Below are 13,576 nucleotides of genomic sequence, written 5' to 3' on the forward strand. Positions count from 1 at the left end.
TGAACCAACCTGACCGGAAGGTCACTCGCCCGACGCTATAAAAGCGAAGATATTCTGAGAAAAGCAGTTTAAATAACGCAAAAACCGCCCAAATGAGGGCGGTTCTGCTTATCGTTTAGACTTAGTTAAGCTGTACGTTGAGAGCCTTTGCGATTGCTTCTCCATACGCCGGGTCGGCCTTGAAGAAATGCTGCAATTGGCGATCAACCACATCGCTGGAAACACCAGCCATTGCGCCGGCAATATTGCTGATCAGCAGAGTTTTCTGCTCATCGCTCATCAAGCGGAACAGCGCACCTGCGTGGCTGTAGTAGTCGGTATCTTCGCGATGATCGTAACGATCAGCCGCGCCACTCAAGGCCAAAGCGGGTTCCGCGTAGCGCGGTGTCTGTTTCGGTGACTCTACGTAGCTGTTCGGCTCGTAGTTCGGTGCTGCGCCACCATTGGCGCCAAACGCCATGGAGCCATCGCGCTGGTAAGTGTTGACCGGGCTGCGAGGCGCATTCACCGGCAGCTGCTGGTGATTGGTCCCCACACGGTAGCGGTGAGCATCAGCGTAAGCGAACACGCGACCTTGCAGCATGCGGTCAGGCGACAGACCGACGCCCGGGACCATATTGCTCGGACCGAACGCCGCCTGCTCGACTTCAGCGAAGTAGTTCAACGGATTACGGTTGAGCTCCAACTCACCCACTTCGATCAGCGGAAACTCTTTCTGCGACCAGGTTTTGGTCACGTCAAACGGGTTTTCGTAATGAGCCTCGGCTTGGGCCTCAGTCATGATCTGGATATTGACACTCCATTTCGGGAAGTCACCGCGCTCAATGGCGCCGAACAGGTCGCGTTGTGCGTAATCCGGATCGGTACCCGCCAAGCGCGCCGCGTCTGCAGGAGCGAGGTTCTTGATCCCTTGCCTGGTTTTGTAGTGCCACTTCACCCAATGACGCTCGCCATTGGCGTTGATCAGGCTGTAGGTGTGGCTGCCGAAGCCATGCATGTGGCGATAGCCGTCAGGGATGCCACGGTCCGAGAACAGGATAGTGACCTGGTGCAACGCCTCAGGCGAATGCGACCAGAAATCCCACATCGCCTGCGCGCTTTTCAGGTTGCTTTGCGGCAGGCGCTTTTGGGTGTGGATAAAGTCGGGGAATTTCAGCGGGTCGCGAACGAAGAACACCGGCGTGTTGTTGCCAACGATGTCCCAGTTGCCTTCTTCTGTGTAGAACTTCAGGGCGAAACCGCGCGGATCACGCTCGGTGTCAGCCGAACCACGTTCGCCACCTACAGTGGAGAATCGCAGGAAGGTCGGAGTTTGTTTGCCGACGGACTCAAACAGCTTGGCGCTAGTGTACTGAGTGATATCGCGAGTCACGGTGAACGTACCGTAGGCACCCGAACCTTTGGCGTGCACACGACGCTCAGGGATGTTTTCACGGTTGAAGTGCGCAAGCTTCTCGATCAGGTGGAAATCGTCGAGCAGCAAAGGGCCACGAGGGCCGGCGGAGCGGGAATTCTGGTTGTCGGCGACAGGAGCGCCACTGGCGGTCGTAAGCGTTTTATTCTGGCTCATGCGATCTCATCCTTTGTCAGTTTCGGAACTACCGGCTAATCGGCGTGGAAGGGAGTATTGATCATCAATCATGGCACCTACAAATTCATTAATTTGCAGACATCAATAGAAAAATACTACCAACAATCCCGCTCATATACTGAAGGCATGAACCGCAAGGAAGCTTGTACGAACAGCGCTTTTTCTTACACGCACAAAAAACCGGGCACTAGGCCCGGTTCCTTGTTTCAGACTGACGTCTTACTCAGCGGATACAGCTTCACCGCCGACAGGACGATCAACCAACTCGACGTACGCCATAGGCGCGTTGTCGCCAGTGCGGAAACCGCACTTGAGGATGCGCAGGTAGCCACCCTCACGGGTAGCGTAACGCTTGCCCAGGTCGTTGAAGAGCTTACCAACGATAGCTTTCGAACGAGTACGGTCGAAAGCCAGACGGCGGTTAGCCAGGCTGTCTGTCTTGGCCAAAGTGATCAGCGGCTCAGCAACGCGGCGCAGTTCTTTGGCTTTTGGCAGTGTAGTTTTGATCAGCTCGTGCTCGAACAGCGACACCGCCATGTTTTGAAACATGGCCTTGCGGTGCGAGCTGGTGCGGCTCAGGTGACGACCACTTTTACGATGACGCATGGTTCATTCCTTACCAAACACAACGTTCGGTGATTACGACGATCAGGCAGTCGCCTTGTCGTCCTTCTTAAGACTTGCAGGCGGCCAGTTGTCGAGGCGCATGCCGAGGGACAGACCGCGGGAGGCCAGAACGTCCTTGATTTCAGTCAAGGATTTCTTGCCAAGGTTCGGAGTCTTCAACAGCTCTACTTCGGTACGCTGAATCAGGTCACCGATGTAGTAGATGTTTTCCGCCTTAAGGCAGTTAGCCGAACGTACAGTCAGTTCCAGATCGTCAACCGGGCGAAGCAGGATCGGATCGATCTCGTCTTCCTGCTCAACAACCACTGGCTCACTGTCACCTTTGAGGTCGACGAACGCAGCCAACTGCTGTTGCAGAATGGTTGCAGCACGGCGGATAGCCTCTTCAGGATCCAGGGTACCGTTGGTTTCCAGATCAATAACCAGCTTGTCCAGGTTAGTACGCTGTTCGACACGGGCGTTTTCCACCACGTATGCGATACGGCGAACCGGGCTGAACGAAGAGTCAAGCTGCAAGCGACCGATGCTGCGGCTTTCGTCTTCATCGCTCTGACGCGAGTCTGCCGGTTCATAACCACGACCACGAGCTACGGTGAGCTTCATGTTCAGGGCGCCGTTAGACGCCAGGTTAGCGATTACGTGATCGGGGTTAACGATCTCGACATCATGATCCAGCTGAATATCGGCAGCGGTAACCACCCCCGAACCCTTCTTCGACAAGGTCAGCGTAACTTCGTCTCGACCGTGCAGCTTGATAGCCAGACCTTTAAGGTTCAACAGGATTTCAATTACGTCTTCCTGTACACCTTCGATGGCGCTGTACTCGTGGAGCACACCGTCAATCTCGGCCTCGACTACTGCACAGCCGGGCATTGAGGACAACAGGATGCGGCGCAGCGCGTTGCCCAGGGTGTGGCCGAAACCACGCTCGAGAGGCTCGAGAGTGATCTTGGCGCGGGTTGGACTGACAACCTGCACATCAATATGGCGGGGTGTCAGGAACTCATTTACCGAAATCTGCATGGATGCACCTATTTTCTAGCCCTTACTTGGAGTAGAGCTCGACAATCAGGCTTTCGTTGATGTCGGCGGACAGATCACTGCGAGCTGGAACGTTCTTGAAAACGCCCGACTTCTTCTCAGTGTCTACTTCTACCCATTCTACGCGGCCACGTTGGGCACACAGATCGAGAGCTTGGACAATGCGAAGTTGGTTCTTTGCTTTCTCGCGAACTGCGACCACGTCACCAGCACGAACCTGGTAAGACGGAACGTTTACGGTCTGACCGTTAACGCTGATCGACTTGTGCGATACCAGCTGACGGGATTCGGCACGAGTAGAGCCAAAACCCATACGGTATACAACGTTGTCCAGACGGCATTCGAGCAGCTGCAACAGGTTTTCGCCAGTTGCGCCTTTCTTGCCAGCAGCTTCTTTGTAGTAGCCGCTGAATTGACGCTCGAGAACGCCGTAGATACGACGGACCTTCTGCTTTTCACGCAGTTGGGTGCCGTAATCGGACTGGCGACCGCGGCGTTGGCCGTGGATACCAGGTGCTGCTTCGATGTTGCACTTCGATTCGATCGCGCGCACGCCGCTCTTCAGAAAGAGATCGGTGCCTTCGCGACGAGCGAGTTTGCATTTTGGACCAATGTAACGAGCCATTCTTTACAATCTCCTGGATTACACGCGGCGCTTCTTCGGCGGACGGCACCCGTTGTGCGGGATTGGCGTCACGTCGGTGATGCTGGCGATCTTGTAGCCACAGCCGTTCAAAGCGCGGACTGCAGATTCACGACCTGGGCCTGGACCTTTGACGTTAACGTCGAGGTTTTTCAGGCCGTATTCCAGCGCAGCTTGACCAGCACGTTCAGCAGCTACTTGAGCAGCAAACGGGGTGGACTTGCGGGAACCGCGGAAACCCGAACCACCGGAGGTAGCCCAGGAAAGAGCGTTGCCTTGACGGTCGGTGATGGTCACGATTGTGTTGTTAAAAGAAGCATGGATGTGGGCGATGCCATCAACCACTGTCTTTTTAACTTTTTTACGAGGACGAGCAGCAGGTTTAGCCATGATTAATTTCCTGTCGATTCGCTGGGGCGATTACTTGCGGATCGGCTTACGCGGACCTTTACGGGTACGCGCGTTAGTCTTGGTACGCTGACCGCGCACTGGAAGACCACGACGATGACGCAGACCGCGATAGCAACCGAGGTCCATCAAACGCTTGATTTTCATGTTGATTTCGCGACGCAGGTCACCTTCAGTGGTGAACTTCGCCACTTCGCCACGCAGCTGTTCAATCTGCTCGTCGCTCAGATCTTTGATCTTTGCGGCTGGGTTTACCCCAGTCACTGCACAAATTTTCTGTGCAGTAGTGCGACCAACACCATAGATGTAGGTCAGCGAGATAACAGTATGCTTGTTATCTGGAATGTTAACGCCTGCAATACGGGCCATTCAGTGGGACTCCAATTGACAGCTACCTACGCCCCGGAAGCCAAGAAATAGGGCGCGAGATAATATCGCTGTAATAACAAATAATCAACCCGGCAGCGCACTAGCTGCCGGGCTTGAAGCACAATCACACTCAGCCTTGGCGCTGTTTGTGACGCGGTTCCGCGCTGCAAATTACTCGAACAACACCTTCGCGGCGAATAATCTTGCAGTTACGGCACAGCTTTTTCACCGATGCACGAACTTTCATCACCAACTCCTCGAACCTTATGGGTACTCAGCGCAACATGCCGCTGCCGTAACCCTTCAGGTTGGCTTTCTTCATCAGGGATTCGTACTGGTGCGAAACGAGGTGCGATTGTACTTGAGACATGAAGTCCATCACAACCACGACCACGATCAGCAACGAGGTCCCGCCAAGGTAGAACGGAACGTTTGCTGCAACCACCAGAAACTGGGGCAACAGGCACACGGCCGTCATATATAGAGCACCGAACAGGGTCAAACGAGTCAGAACGCCATCAATGTAGCGCGCAGACTGCTCACCTGGACGGATGCCCGGAATAAAGGCACCGGACTTCTTCAGGTTTTCCGCTACGTCTTTCGGATTGAACATCAACGCCGTATAGAAGAAGCAGAAGAAAATAATCCCTGCACTAAACAGCAGAATATTCAACGGCTGACCAGGAGCGATCGACTGCGAGATGTCCTGCAGCCAGCCCATACCTTCAGACTGACCAAACCAGGTACCCAACGAAGCCGGGAACAGCAAAATGCTGCTCGCGAAAATGGCTGGAATAACACCGGCCATGTTCACCTTCAACGGCAAGTGGCTAGTCTGCGCAGCAAAGACCTTGCGGCCCTGCTGACGCTTGGCGTAATGAACAGCAATACGACGCTGACCACGCTCAATGAACACCACGAAACCGATAATCGCTACTGCCAGCAAACCGATGGCAACCAAGGCAAAAATGTTGATATCACCCTGACGCGCAGACTCGAAAGACTGCCCGATCGCTCTCGGAAGACCGGCGACGATACCTGCGAAAATCAACATCGAGATACCGTTGCCAACACCACGCTCAGTAATCTGCTCACCCAGCCACATCATGAACATCGCACCAGCCACAAAAGTGGATACCGCGACGAAATGGAAGCCAAAGTCACCAGTGAACGCAACACCCTGCCCCGCCAGACCAATGGACATGCCAATTGCCTGAACGAGAGCGAGGACGACAGTGCCGTAGCGGGTGTACTGAGCAATCTTGCGACGCCCAGCTTCACCTTCCTTCTTCAACTGTTCCAGCTGCGGGCTGACGGCGGTCATCAGCTGCATGATGATCGATGCCGAAATGTACGGCATGATCCCCAATGCAAAGATGCTCATCCGTTCCAGCGCGCCGCCGGAAAACATGTTGAACAAGCTAAGAATGGTCCCCTCATTCTGTCGAAACAGGTCCGCGAGTCGGTCCGGGTTGATACCTGGAACCGGGATGTGTGCGCCTATTCGGTAGACGATAATCGCCAAGAATAGAAAACGCAGACGAGCCCAGAGTTCAGACATACCGCCTTTGCCGAGCGCAGAGAGAGCACCTTGCTTAGCCATTTATTCCTCGAACTTGCCGCCAGCTGCTTCGATAGCCGCACGCGCACCTTTGGTGGCGCCGATTCCCTTTCCGATGGTAACAGCGCGAGTAACATCGCCGGACAGCATGATTTTCACACGCTGAACGTTGACGTTGATCACGTTGGCATCTTTCAGGGACTGCACGGTGACGATGTCGCCTTCCACTTTAGCCAGCTCGGACAAACGCACTTCTGCGCGATCCATGGCTTTCAGGGAAACGAAACCGAACTTCGGCAGGCGACGATGCAGCGGCTGTTGACCGCCTTCAAAGCCTGGAGCAATGGTGCCACCGGAGCGGGAGGACTGACCTTTGTGGCCACGGCCACCGGTCTTGCCCAAACCACTACCGATACCACGGCCCGGACGATGCTTTTCGCGACGGGAACCCGGCGCTGGACTCAGATCATTGAGTTTCATCGATTAACCCTCGACACGCAGCATGTAGTAAGCCTTGTTGATCATCCCGCGATTCTCGGGAGTATCAAGTACTTCTACAGTGTGACCGATGCGACGCAGACCCAGACCCTTAACGCACAGTTTGTGGTTAGGGATGCGGCCGGTCATGCTTTTGATCAGCGTAACTTTAACGGTAGCCATGATCAGAAGATCTCCTTGACGCTTTTGCCACGCTTGGCGGCAATGGATTCAGGAGACTGCATAGCTTTCAAACCTTTGAAAGTGGCGTGAACCACGTTTACCGGGTTAGTCGAGCCGTAGCACTTGGCCAGAACGTTCTGAACGCCAGCAACTTCGAGGACAGCACGCATAGCGCCGCCAGCGATGATACCGGTACCTTCAGAAGCAGGCTGCATGTACACCTTCGAAGCGCCATGGGCGGACTTCATTGCGTACTGCAGAGTGGTGCCGTTCAGATCAACTTGGATCATGTTGCGGCGAGCAGCTTCCATTGCCTTCTGGATCGCAGCAGGCACTTCACGCGACTTGCCACGGCCGAAGCCAACACGCCCTTTACCATCACCAACCACGGTCAACGCGGTGAAAGTGAAGATACGGCCGCCTTTAACGGTTTTGGCTACGCGGTTAACTTGAACCAGCTTCTCAATGTAGCCTTCGTCGCGCTTTTGGTCGTTATTTGACATAACTTAGAACTCCAGCCCAGCTTCACGAGCAGCATCAGCCAGCGCCTTGACGCGGCCGTGGTACTTGAAGCCAGAGCGGTCGAAAGCCACCTGCGAGACGCCAGCGGCTTTAGCACGCGTAGCGACCAGCTGGCCAACCTTAGTGGCCGCGTCGATGTTGCCAGTGGCCCCATCACGCAGTTCTTTATCCAAAGTCGAGGCACTTGCCAGGACTTTGTTGCCGTCGGCCGAAATGACCTGGGCGTAGATGTGCTGCGACGAGCGGAACACGCAGAGACGCACGACTTCGAGTTCGTGCATTTTCAGGCGTGCTTTGCGAGCGCGACGCAGTCGAGTAACTTTTTTGTCGGTCATTTGCTATGCCCTACTTCTTCTTGGCTTCTTTACGACGGACGACTTCGTCCGCGTAGCGCACACCTTTGCCTTTGTACGGCTCTGGTGGACGGAAGTCGCGGATCTCGGCGGCCACTTGACCTACCAGCTGCTTATCGATACCCCTGATCAGGATATCGGTCTGGCTAGGAGTCTCAGCGGTGATGCCTTCCGGCAGTTCATAATCCACTGGGTGCGAGAAGCCAAGAGCCAGGTTCAGCACTGTGCCTTTTGCTTGCGCTTTGTAACCAACACCGACCAGCTGGAGCTTGCGCTCGAAGCCTTGGCTTACGCCTTGGACCATGTTGTTAACCAACGCACGAGTGGTACCAGCCATTGCGCGAGTTTGTTGATCGCCATTGCGAGCAGCGAAACGCAGCTCACCAGCTTCTTCAACGATCTCAACGGACGAATGGATGTTCAGTTCAAGAGTACCTTTGGCACCCTTCACCGAAAGCTGTTGGCCTGCGAATTTGACTTCGACACCGGCTGGCAGCTTAACGGGGTTCTTAGCGACGCGTGACATGCTTATCCCCCCTTAGAACACAGTGCAAAGAACTTCGCCGCCGACACCGGCAGCGCGCGCAGCACGATCCGTCATCACACCTTTGTTGGTGGAGACGATAGACACACCGAGACCGCCACGAACTTTTGGCAGATCATCGACGGACTTGTACTGACGCAGGCCTGGACGGCTAACGCGCTTCACTTCTTCGATGACCGGACGGCCTTCGAAGTACTTCAGCTCGATGGACAGCAGTGGTTTGATTTCGCTGCTGATCTGATAACCCGCAATGTAACCTTCGTCCTTCAGGACTTTGGCAACAGCTACCTTCAAAGTAGAAGATGGCATGCTTACGACGGACTTTTCAGCCATCTGGGCATTACGGATTCGAGTTAGCATGTCCGCTAACGGGTCCTGCATACTCATGGGCTAGACGCTCCTAATACACAAAAAATTAGCCTTGCGGCTACTACGTGTCGCCGAGTACATCCGCGCGAAAAAAGCACGGGCTCAGGCGAGCCGGGTATTCTAGACACACCCCACAAATGAATCAAGCCCCAATAGGGGCTTGATTCAAGTTCAAGGTCACCGATGGTCAGGATCTTGCGATCCCGAACACCGAGACTTTGATAGTGCTTACCAGCTGGCTTTAACCAGACCAGGTACGTCACCACGCATAGCAGCTTCACGCAGCTTGTTACGGCCGAGGCCGAACTTGCGGTAAACGCCGTGTGGACGACCGGTCAGGCGGCAGCGGTTACGCATGCGCGAAGCGCTTGCGTCACGTGGCTGCTTCTGCAGAGCTACTGTAGCTTCCCAACGCGCTTCTGGACTTGCGTTCAGATCAACGATGATAGCTTTCAGTGCTGCACGCTTTTTGGCGTACTTGGCAACCGTGAGCTGACGCTTCAGCTCGCGGTTTTTCATGCTCATCTTGGCCATTTTCCTACTCCAATCAGTTGCGGAACGGGAATTTGAAAGCGCGCAGCAGAGCGCGACCTTCATCATCGTTCTTGGCAGTGGTGGTCAGGGTAATGTCCAGACCGCGGAGAGCATCGATCTTGTCGTAGTCGATTTCCGGGAAGATGATCTGCTCTTTAACGCCCATGCTGTAGTTACCACGACCATCGAAGGACTTGGCATTCAGGCCGCGGAAGTCGCGAACCCGAGGCAGGGAGATCGACAGCAGACGATCCAGGAATTCATACATACGCTCACGGCGCAGAGTCACTTTGACGCCGATCGGCCAACCTTCACGGACTTTAAAGCCAGCGATGGATTTCCGAGCGTAAGTCACAACGACTTTCTGACCGGTGATCTTTTCCAGGTCGGCAACAGCGTGCTCGATGACTTTTTTGTCACCGACTGCTTCGCCCAGACCCATGTTCAGGGTGATTTTGGTAACGCGTGGAACTTCCATCACGTTCGAAAGCTTAAGTTCTTCCTTAAGCTTCGGTGCGATTTCCTTCCAGTAAATCTCTTTTAGTCGTGCCATGGTCTTCTACCTAGCAGTGTTCAAGCATCAACCGCTTTTTGGGTCGACTTGAAGACACGAATTTTCTTGCCGTCTTCTACTTTAAAACCAACGCGATCAGCCTTGTTGGTTTCGCCGTTGAAAATGGCAACGTTGGAAGCGTGCAGTGGCGCTTCTTTCTCGACGATACCGCCTTGTACGCCCGACATCGGGTTAGGCTTGGTATGACGCTTGACCAGGTTCAGACCACCAACGACCAGACGGTCGTCAGCGAGAACCTTAAGCACCTTACCGCGCTTACCTTTGTCTTTGCCGGCGATCACGATGATCTCGTCGTCACGACGAATCTTTTGCATGTCGGATCTCCTTACAGCACTTCTGGGGCGAGCGAGACGATCTTCATGAACTTCTCAGTACGAAGTTCACGGGTCACTGGCCCAAAGATACGGGTGCCGATCGGCTCTTGCTTGTTGTTCAGAAGAACAGCAGCGTTGCCATCAAAGCGGATAATGGAGCCATCAGCACGACGTACGCCGTGACGAGTGCGGACTACTACAGCAGTCATCACTTGGCCTTTTTTCACTTTACCGCGAGGAATTGCTTCCTTCACGGTAACTTTGATGATGTCACCGATACCAGCGTAACGACGATGGGAGCCACCCAGCACCTTGATGCACATAACACGGCGAGCGCCGCTGTTATCGGCCACATCGAGCATGGATTGAGTCTGAATCATATAATTTCTCCGACCCCTAGTCCTTAGACTTCCACAGCGCGTTCGAGAACATCAACCAGCGCCCAAGACTTGGTCTTGGCCAAAGGACGAGTTTCACGAATAGTGACTTTGTCGCCGATGTGGCACTGATTGGTTTCGTCGTGCGCGTGCAGCTTAGTCGAACGCTTAACGTATTTACCGTAGATCGGGTGCTTAACGCGACGCTCGATCAGAACGGTGATGGTTTTGTCCATCTTGTCGCTGACAACACGGCCAGTCAGCGTACGGACAGTTTTTTCGGCTTCAGCCATGATTACTTACCTGCCTGCTGGTTGAGCACAGTCTTCACGCGAGCGATGTCACGCTTAACTTGCGAGAGCAGATGAGACTGCCCCAACTGGCCAGTTGCTTTCTGCATACGCAGATTGAACTGGTCGCGCAGCAAGCCGAGCAGTTGCTCGTTCAGCTGCTGTGCGGATTTTTCACGAAGTTCATTCGCTTTCATCACATCACCGTCCGTTTAACAAAGGCGGTGGCGAGCGGCAGCTTTGCAGCAGCCAGGGCAAAAGCCTCACGCGCCAGCTCTTCAGAAACACCCTCGATTTCATACAGGACTTTGCCTGGCTGAATCTGGGCAACCCAGTACTCCACACTACCCTTACCTTTACCCATCCGAACTTCGAGTGGCTTTTTGGAAATAGGCTTGTCCGGGAATACACGGATCCAGATCTTGCCGCCACGTTTAACGTGACGGGTCAGAGCACGACGCGCTGACTCGATCTGACGAGCGGTGAGACGACCACGAGCTACAGACTTCAGCGCGAACTCGCCGAAGCTGACTTTGCTACCGCGCTGAGCCAGACCACGGTTGTGGCCTGTCATCTGCTTGCGGAACTTCGTACGCTTTGGTTGCAACATTTGGCGTACCCCTTACTTAGCAGCTTTTTTACGAGGCGCTGGTGCTTGTGGTTTCAGTTCTTCTTGGCGACCACCAATTACTTCGCCTTTGAAGATCCAAACCTTTACACCGATCACACCGTAAGTGGTGTGAGCTTCGTAGTTGGCATAGTCGATGTCGGCACGCAGGGTGTGCAGTGGCACACGACCTTCGCGATACCATTCAGTACGTGCGATTTCAGCACCGCCGAGACGACCGCTCACTTGGATTTTGATGCCTTTGGCACCAATGCGCATGGCGTTCTGAACAGCGCGCTTCATAGCGCGACGGAACATTACGCGACGCTCCAGCTGCTGAGCTACGCTCTGCGCAACCAGCATACCGTCGAGCTCCGGCTTGCGGATCTCTTCGATATTGATGTGCACAGGCACACCCATTTGCTTGGTCAGGTCCTGACGCAGTTTCTCAACATCTTCACCTTTCTTCCCGATAACGATACCTGGACGAGCGGTGTGGATGGTGATACGTGCAGTCTGAGCCGGACGATGGATATCGATACGGCTTACGGACGCGCTTTTTAGTTTGTCTTGGAGATACTCACGCACCTTCAGATCAGCGAACAAATAGTCCGCATAAGTCCGACCGTCTGCGTACCAGACGGAGGTGTGCTCCTTGACGATTCCCAGGCGAATGCCAATGGGATGTACTTTCTGACCCATCTCTTCGACTCCGTTACTTGTCAGCAACCTTGACAGTGATATGGCAAGACCGCTTGACGATGCGATCAGCACGGCCTTTGGCACGTGGCATGATTCGCTTCAGCGAACGCCCTTCGTTGACGAAAACGGTGCTGACTTTAAGGTCATCAACGTCTGCGCCTTCGTTATGCTCGGCGTTGGCTACGGCCGACTCCAGCACTTTCTTCATGATCTCGGCGGCTTTCTTACTGCTGAAAGCCAACAGGTTGAGCGCTTCGCCCACCTTCTTCCCGCGGATCTGGTCGGCGACCAAGCGGGCTTTCTGGGCGGAGATTCGAGCGCCCGACAACTTAGCGGCTACTTCCATCGTTCCTTACCCCTTAACGCTTGGCTTTCTTGTCTGCCACGTGCCCACGATATGTGCGGGTACCGGCAAACTCGCCCAGTTTGTGGCCGACCATGTCTTCGTTCACGAGAACTGGAACATGTTGACGACCGTTATGCACAGCAATGGTCAAACCGACCATTTGTGGCAGGATCATCGAGCGACGCGACCAGGTCTTAACTGGTTTGCGATCGTTCTTTTCCGCCGCCACTTCGATCTTCTTCAGTAGGTGAAGATCAATAAAAGGACCTTTTTTCAGAGAACGTGGCACTGTCGTATCCCTCTATTTACTTGCGACGACGGACGATCATTTTGTCGGTACGCTTATTACCACGAGTCTTCGCGCCCTTAGTCGGGAAGCCCCATGGCGATACCGGATGACGACCACCAGAGGTACGACCTTCACCACCACCATGTGGGTGGTCAACCGGGTTCATGGCAACACCACGAACGGTTGGGCGAACGCCACGCCAGCGTTTGGCACCAGCTTTACCCAGCGAACGCAGGCTGTGCTCGGAGTTCGAGACTTCACCCAGGGTCGCGCGGCATTCAGCCAGCACTTTACGCATCTCACCAGAACGCAGACGCAGGGTCACGTAGACACCTTCACGAGCGATCAGCTGAGCCGAAGCACCAGCGGAACGAGCGATTTGCGCGCCTTTACCTGGCTTCAATTCGATGCCGTGTACGGTGCTACCAACTGGAATGTTACGCAGTTGCAGAGCGTTGCCCGGCTTGATCGGTGCCAAAGCACCTGCGATCAGCTGGTCACCAGCACTCACGCCTTTAGGGGCGATGATGTAGCGACGCTCGCCATCTGCGTACAGCAGCAGAGCGATGTGAGCAGTACGGTTTGGATCGTATTCAATACGCTCGACAGTGGCAGAGATGCCATCTTTGTCGTTGCGACGGAAATCGACCAGACGATAATGCTGCTTATGGCCACCACCGATGTGACGAGTGGTAATACGACCATTGTTGTTACGACCACCAGTCTTCGATTTTTTCTCGAGCAGCGGTGCGTGAGGAGCGCCTTTATGCAGCTCCTGGTTGACCACCTTGACCACAAAACGGCGGCCAGGGGAAGTCGGTTTGCATTTAACGATTGCCATGATGCACCCCTTCC

Annotated in this window: 25 protein-coding genes; all 25 read right to left on the reverse strand. The window is 54.5% G+C overall.

The annotated features are described in order from the left end of the window. Positions 1–121 precede the first annotated feature (121 nt). The 25 genes from AB7M22_RS23590 to rplB all read right to left on the reverse strand — a co-directional run bounded on the left by AB7M22_RS23590 (position 122) and on the right by rplB (position 13,562). Positions 122–1,570, reverse strand: a complete 1,449-nt coding sequence (locus AB7M22_RS23590; RefSeq protein WP_454187946.1) for a catalase — start codon at positions 1,568–1,570, stop codon at positions 122–124. 240 nt (positions 1,571–1,810) lie between these two features. Next, positions 1,811–2,197 (reverse strand): 50S ribosomal protein L17, encoded by a 387-nt coding sequence (rplQ, locus tag AB7M22_RS23595; protein ID WP_007896790.1) that lies wholly within the window; start codon positions 2,195–2,197, stop codon positions 1,811–1,813. A gap of 42 nt (positions 2,198–2,239) precedes the next feature. Beyond that, positions 2,240–3,241, reverse strand: coding sequence for a DNA-directed RNA polymerase subunit alpha (locus AB7M22_RS23600; protein WP_003186012.1), 1,002 nt, complete (start codon positions 3,239–3,241; stop codon positions 2,240–2,242). Positions 3,242–3,263: 22 nt separating this feature from the next. Then, positions 3,264–3,884 carry a 30S ribosomal protein S4 gene (rpsD, locus tag AB7M22_RS23605; protein ID WP_003176404.1) on the reverse strand — a complete coding sequence of 207 codons (621 nt, stop codon included), beginning with the start codon at positions 3,882–3,884 and terminating at the stop codon, positions 3,264–3,266. Between the two features lie 18 nt (positions 3,885–3,902). After that, complete coding sequence (gene rpsK, locus AB7M22_RS23610) at positions 3,903–4,292, reverse strand: 30S ribosomal protein S11 (RefSeq protein WP_002555466.1); 390 nt, start codon at positions 4,290–4,292, stop codon at positions 3,903–3,905. 30 nt (positions 4,293–4,322) lie between these two features. Then, positions 4,323–4,679 (reverse strand): 30S ribosomal protein S13, encoded by a 357-nt coding sequence (gene rpsM / locus AB7M22_RS23615; protein WP_003186020.1) that lies wholly within the window; start codon positions 4,677–4,679, stop codon positions 4,323–4,325. A 130-nt stretch (positions 4,680–4,809) separates the two neighbouring features. After that, positions 4,810–4,926 carry a 50S ribosomal protein L36 gene (rpmJ, locus tag AB7M22_RS23620; protein ID WP_002555468.1) on the reverse strand — a complete coding sequence of 39 codons (117 nt, stop codon included), beginning with the start codon at positions 4,924–4,926 and terminating at the stop codon, positions 4,810–4,812. Positions 4,927–4,953: 27 nt separating this feature from the next. Next, complete coding sequence (gene secY, locus AB7M22_RS23625) at positions 4,954–6,282, reverse strand: preprotein translocase subunit SecY (RefSeq protein WP_007896784.1); 1,329 nt, start codon at positions 6,280–6,282, stop codon at positions 4,954–4,956. Beyond that, entirely contained in the window at positions 6,283–6,720 is a 438-nt protein-coding gene (gene rplO / locus AB7M22_RS23630) for a 50S ribosomal protein L15 (RefSeq protein ID WP_454187947.1), read from the reverse strand. Between the two features lie 3 nt (positions 6,721–6,723). Further along, positions 6,724–6,900 carry a 50S ribosomal protein L30 gene (rpmD, locus tag AB7M22_RS23635; protein ID WP_003186033.1) on the reverse strand — a complete coding sequence of 59 codons (177 nt, stop codon included), beginning with the start codon at positions 6,898–6,900 and terminating at the stop codon, positions 6,724–6,726. 2 nt (positions 6,901–6,902) lie between these two features. Further along, positions 6,903–7,403 carry a 30S ribosomal protein S5 gene (gene rpsE, locus AB7M22_RS23640; protein ID WP_003186035.1) on the reverse strand — a complete coding sequence of 167 codons (501 nt, stop codon included), beginning with the start codon at positions 7,401–7,403 and terminating at the stop codon, positions 6,903–6,905. 3 nt (positions 7,404–7,406) lie between these two features. Further along, entirely contained in the window at positions 7,407–7,757 is a 351-nt protein-coding gene (gene rplR / locus AB7M22_RS23645; protein ID WP_003186037.1) for a 50S ribosomal protein L18, read from the reverse strand. Positions 7,758–7,767: 10 nt separating this feature from the next. Beyond that, on the reverse strand, positions 7,768–8,301 hold the full coding sequence (gene rplF / locus AB7M22_RS23650) for a 50S ribosomal protein L6 (RefSeq protein WP_007896774.1): 534 nt from the start codon (positions 8,299–8,301) through the stop codon (positions 7,768–7,770). Between the two features lie 12 nt (positions 8,302–8,313). Next, positions 8,314–8,706, reverse strand: a complete 393-nt coding sequence (gene rpsH / locus AB7M22_RS23655) for a 30S ribosomal protein S8 (RefSeq protein ID WP_003186040.1) — start codon at positions 8,704–8,706, stop codon at positions 8,314–8,316. Between the two features lie 210 nt (positions 8,707–8,916). After that, a complete protein-coding gene (gene rpsN, locus AB7M22_RS23660; protein WP_003176414.1) occupies positions 8,917–9,222 on the reverse strand; it encodes a 30S ribosomal protein S14 in 306 nt (101 codons plus the stop codon). Between the two features lie 13 nt (positions 9,223–9,235). Continuing rightward, complete coding sequence (gene rplE, locus AB7M22_RS23665) at positions 9,236–9,775, reverse strand: 50S ribosomal protein L5 (protein ID WP_003176415.1); 540 nt, start codon at positions 9,773–9,775, stop codon at positions 9,236–9,238. Positions 9,776–9,795: 20 nt separating this feature from the next. Beyond that, positions 9,796–10,110, reverse strand: a complete 315-nt coding sequence (gene rplX / locus AB7M22_RS23670) for a 50S ribosomal protein L24 (protein WP_007896770.1) — start codon at positions 10,108–10,110, stop codon at positions 9,796–9,798. A gap of 11 nt (positions 10,111–10,121) precedes the next feature. Then, positions 10,122–10,490: a 50S ribosomal protein L14 gene (gene rplN, locus AB7M22_RS23675; protein WP_002555479.1), complete on the reverse strand. Its 369-nt coding sequence runs from the start codon at positions 10,488–10,490 to the stop codon at positions 10,122–10,124. Between the two features lie 23 nt (positions 10,491–10,513). Continuing rightward, positions 10,514–10,780, reverse strand: coding sequence for a 30S ribosomal protein S17 (gene rpsQ / locus AB7M22_RS23680; RefSeq protein WP_003176419.1), 267 nt, complete (start codon positions 10,778–10,780; stop codon positions 10,514–10,516). A gap of 2 nt (positions 10,781–10,782) precedes the next feature. After that, the gene (gene rpmC, locus AB7M22_RS23685) at positions 10,783–10,974 is read right to left on the reverse strand and encodes a 50S ribosomal protein L29 (protein ID WP_002555481.1); all 192 of its coding nucleotides are present in this window, start codon (positions 10,972–10,974) and stop codon (positions 10,783–10,785) included. Beyond that, entirely contained in the window at positions 10,974–11,387 is a 414-nt protein-coding gene (rplP, locus tag AB7M22_RS23690) for a 50S ribosomal protein L16 (protein ID WP_007896757.1), read from the reverse strand. Before rplP ends, rpmC begins: the two co-directional genes overlap by 1 nt. A gap of 12 nt (positions 11,388–11,399) precedes the next feature. After that, entirely contained in the window at positions 11,400–12,086 is a 687-nt protein-coding gene (rpsC, locus tag AB7M22_RS23695; protein WP_003176422.1) for a 30S ribosomal protein S3, read from the reverse strand. Between the two features lie 13 nt (positions 12,087–12,099). Beyond that, positions 12,100–12,432: a 50S ribosomal protein L22 gene (gene rplV / locus AB7M22_RS23700; RefSeq protein ID WP_003103908.1), complete on the reverse strand. Its 333-nt coding sequence runs from the start codon at positions 12,430–12,432 to the stop codon at positions 12,100–12,102. Between the two features lie 13 nt (positions 12,433–12,445). After that, complete coding sequence (gene rpsS / locus AB7M22_RS23705) at positions 12,446–12,721, reverse strand: 30S ribosomal protein S19 (RefSeq protein WP_002555486.1); 276 nt, start codon at positions 12,719–12,721, stop codon at positions 12,446–12,448. Between the two features lie 16 nt (positions 12,722–12,737). After that, positions 12,738–13,562, reverse strand: a complete 825-nt coding sequence (rplB, locus tag AB7M22_RS23710; RefSeq protein ID WP_003176423.1) for a 50S ribosomal protein L2 — start codon at positions 13,560–13,562, stop codon at positions 12,738–12,740. Positions 13,563–13,576: the final 14 nt, after the last annotated feature.

Source organism: Pseudomonas sp. ADAK2 TE3594 (assembly GCF_053628675.1).